Genomic DNA, 3,749 nt, shown 5'->3' on the forward strand with positions numbered 1-3,749 from the left:
GGCCGCGCAGCTGCGCGGGCGCTTGTCGTGGCGGGATGCAGGGAAGGCGGCGCGCTGTTCCATCGGAAGTATGGAGCAGATGAAATCCAACATTGGAAGGCCTGGGCGTGGCGGCGGAGGAAATTGCCACGGGCTCGAAACTGCGATATCGTGCTACAAATGTAGCAGGGGAGGGTTGCATGGGAACGGAGATTCACTGGCTCGCGGTGCTGGTCGCGGCGATCGCGGGATTTGCAGTCGGCGCGCTCTGGTATGGTCCGGTGTTCGGCAAGGCGTGGATGGCGGAGCGCGGCATCAACCCGGAGGACGCGGCCGCTGGCGCGAACATGCCGCTGATCTTCGGCACGGCATTCGTACTCAACCTGATCGCGTCGTTCGTGCTCGATCACGTGCTGGGAACCTATGGCGCGCCCGATCTTGGCCTCAGCGTGATGATCGCGGGCGGGATCGCGCTGGGCTTCATCGCGACGTCGTTCGGCGTGAACTATCTGTTCTCGCGCATGTCGATGCGGCTGTTCCTGATCGACGCGGGCTATTGGCTGGTGGTCTATTGCGTGATGGGCGTGGTGCTTCAGCTTCTGCGCTGAAGCCTCAGCCCTTTTCCTTGGTCCGGATCACCTCGACGATGGTGTCGCCGGCCTGCAGCGCCTTCGCCTCGTCGGTGAAGAAGCCGAAGGGCTCGCCGCCGCGATAGATGCGCAGGCCGATTCCTGTGGCGATGGCCGAGAGCGGGCGTCCGATCTCGGCCCCGGCTACCGGGCGCTCGGCCAGGGCGATCGGACCTTCGATCGAGGCGAGGTCCATCATATAGTCGGCGACGTGCTGGCTCTTGCACGAGCTGGCGAGGAGCAGGCCGGCGAAGCTGACCGGGTTGATCACGGTGGTGGCGCCGGCGGCGCGTGCGGGAAGCTCATTGTCCTCGGCCTTGACCACCGTGCTGATCCTGAGGTTCGGCGCGAGGTGGCGGGCGGTGAGGGTGATGAGCACCGACGTGTCGTCGCGCCCGGCGCTGACGATCATCGACTGGGCGCGGGTGATCTTGACGTCCTCCAGCGTCTGATCGCGGGTGGCGTCGCCCTGAAGGATGGTGCAGCCGCAGTCGCGGGCGCGCTCCAATGCCTGGGTGTTGCCGTCGATCACGACGATCTGGCCCGGTTCGGTGCCGCGCGCGATCAGCTCGTCCACCGCCTCCGAGCCGGTGGTGCCGAAGCCGGCGACGATGATGTGGCCGTGGAGGTTCCGCTGGATCAGGGCCATGCGCCATCTATCCCATGTTCGCTTGAGGACGAAATTATAGGCGGTGCCGATGAACAGCAGCACCGCGAAGACGCGGATCGGGGTGACCACCAGCGCATCGAACAGCCGCGCGCGTTCGGTCACCGGGGCGATGTCGCCATAGCCGGTGGTGGTGATCGAGATCATCGTGAAATAGACGATGTCGGCGAAGCTGATGTGCCCGTCATAATTGTCGCGCAGCCCCTCCCGGTCGAACCAGTGGACTCCGATCGCCAGCGCGAGCAGCGCGAGCACCGCGAAGACGCGCCAGCCGATCGAGACCCATACGGGGAGGGTCGATTTGCGCTTGAGCGTGGCGTGGGGGAGGAAGCGCATGCGGGGTGGAGCTTAGCGCCTATCCTCGCCTGATCAATTCCTCCCCCGGAGGGGGAGGGGGACCAGCGAAGCTGGTGGAGGGGTATTCTCCCCATGCGACATCGCTCGACGAAACTAACCCTCCGTCACCGCTTCGCGGTGCCACCTCCCCTCCGGGGGGAGGAGGTGCTTCTGCCAAGTAATCAGGGCCGTGCCGGGAGCCTGGGCACCGGATCGACGGGGGTGCGGCCCTGGCGCATCTCGAAATGGAGCTGCGCGCGGTTGGCGCCGCTGTCGCCGGAGAGCGCGATCATCTGGCCGCGCTTCACGCTCTGGCCGCGCTGGACGAGCAGCTGGCCGGCATGGCCGTAGACGGTGGTCCAGCCGCCGCCATGCTGGAGGATGACGAGACCACCGAGCGAGGGGATGTCGCTGCCGACATAGGCGACGGTGCCGTCCGCGGCGGCGAGCACCGGCGTGTCGAGCGGGACGGCGATCTTGAGCCCGTCGCTGCGCTCGCCGCTCGCCACCGGGCCGAAGCGGCGGACGATGTTGCCGCGCACGGGCCACTGGAACTGCCCCTTGAGCGCCGCCGGCGGCGCGACCGCGGCGGTGGAGGGGAGGACGCGCGCCGACGAGGCGGTGGGCCGGGCCGGGCGCGCACGCTCGGCAATGGCGGGCTGGCTGCCGGTGACGATGTCGTCGATGTCGAGACGAAAGGCGGCGGCGCGTTCCTCACGCGTGCGCGGCCGCTCGGCGCCGGGGATCAGCACGCGCTGGCCGGTGCGCAGGATATAGGGCTCGGCCAGGTTGTTGGCGGTGACGACCTGCCCCCATTCGACGCCATAGGCGCGAGCGATGGCGATGCCGGTCTCGCCGCCGCGGACGAGGTGGTAGCGGCCGCCGGGGATCGACAGGCGCTGGCCGGCGCGGATGGTGAAGGGGCGCTCAAGCCCGTTGGCGCGCGCGATCGCCTCGGAGCCGGCGCCGGTCTTGTTGGCGATGCCGCGCAACGTATCGCCGGGCTGGACGGTGTAGGTCGAGGCAGGGATCGTCCGCGCATCGGCGGTGACCGGGCGCGCTTCCCAGGCGGGCGGGGGCGCGGGCAGGGCAGCGACGTCCTCCCGCCGCGGGGCGCGCGTCGGATCCTGCGGATCGTCGGCATAGCTGCGCGCCGGCGGCGGGCCGCTGCCCGCAGGAATGCATGCGGAAGCGAGCGGCAGCAATGCCGCGACGATCACGCCCCGATAACGGCCCCCCCGGCCAACCATGTCTGCCCCCCGGCATTAACGAAATAGTTCGGTAACCATATCAAGGGATTCGCGGTGCGTCATGTCCAGATGCAACGGGGTGACGGTGACGTAACCCGCTTCGATCGCTTCGAGATCGGTATCGGCGGCTGGGGTGTGGTCGATCCGGCCGAGACCGAACCAGTAATAGTCGAAGCCGCGCGGGTCGGTGCGCTTGTCGAGAAACATGCGGCCATAGTCGCGCAGGCCCTGCGAGACCGCCTTGATGCCCCTCACCTCGGCAGCGGGGAGCGGCGGGAAATTGACGTTCATCAGCGTGCGCGGCGCCCATTGCGCGCCGATGAGCGGACGCAGCACGCGCTCGCCCCATTGCTCTGCCGCCTCGAAGCTCACCCGTTCGCCGGGCGCGGGGGCGGCATAGCGCTGGCTGAGCGCGATCGAGCGGATGCCGGCGAGCGCACCCTCCATCGCGGCGGAGACCGTGCCCGAATAGCTCACATCCTCGCCGAGATTGGCGCCGCGGTTGACGCCGGAGAGGATGAGGTCGGGCGGCGAATCCTTCATCAGCTCGGCCAGCGCCATCATCACGGCGTCGGTCGGCGTGCCGGTGACGGCGAAGCGGCGCTCGCCGAAGCGGCGCAGGCGCACCGGCTCGGTGATCGAGAGCGAGCGGCCCTTGCCGGACTGCTCCTCGAGCGGGGCGACGATGGTGATGTCGTCCGACAGGGTGCGGGCGATGCGCTCGAGCACCTCGAGGCCGCGGGCGTGGACGCCGTCGTCGTTGGTGAGGAGGATGCGCATCAGCGTCCTCCCCCAGCTTGCTGGGGGAGGGGGACCGCTCGCGCAGCGAGTGGTGGAGGGGCGGCCGCGCAGACGGCCGGGAGCAGCTCGGCAAAATTCCGCCGTCTG

At 68.9% G+C, this 3,749-nt stretch carries 4 protein-coding genes; 1 reads left to right on the forward strand and 3 read right to left on the reverse strand.

Translation table 11 applies throughout. From position 1 onward, the window contains the following. Nucleotides 1-179: 179 nt before the first annotated feature. Nucleotides 180-587 carry a DUF1761 domain-containing protein gene (locus tag VGD28_RS17010; RefSeq protein ID WP_331029543.1) on the forward strand — a complete coding sequence of 136 codons (408 nt, stop codon included), beginning with the start codon at nucleotides 180-182 and terminating at the stop codon, nucleotides 585-587. Nucleotides 588-591: 4 nt separating this feature from the next. Here the strand turns inward: VGD28_RS17010 and VGD28_RS17015 are convergent, their stop codons facing one another. The 3 genes from VGD28_RS17015 to surE form a co-directional block, all read right to left on the reverse strand. Then, a complete protein-coding gene (locus tag VGD28_RS17015; protein WP_331029544.1) occupies nucleotides 592-1,611 on the reverse strand; it encodes a potassium channel family protein in 1,020 nt (339 codons plus the stop codon). A 182-nt stretch (nucleotides 1,612-1,793) separates the two neighbouring features. After that, nucleotides 1,794-2,861, reverse strand: coding sequence for a M23 family metallopeptidase (locus VGD28_RS17020; protein WP_331029545.1), 1,068 nt, complete (start codon nucleotides 2,859-2,861; stop codon nucleotides 1,794-1,796). Between the two features lie 15 nt (nucleotides 2,862-2,876). Continuing rightward, nucleotides 2,877-3,641: a 5'/3'-nucleotidase SurE gene (gene surE / locus VGD28_RS17025; protein WP_331029546.1), complete on the reverse strand. Its 765-nt coding sequence runs from the start codon at nucleotides 3,639-3,641 to the stop codon at nucleotides 2,877-2,879. Nucleotides 3,642-3,749 lie beyond the last annotated feature (108 nt).

Source organism: Sphingomonas sp. (assembly GCF_036402235.1).
Taxonomy (GTDB): domain Bacteria; phylum Pseudomonadota; class Alphaproteobacteria; order Sphingomonadales; family Sphingomonadaceae; genus Sphingomonas.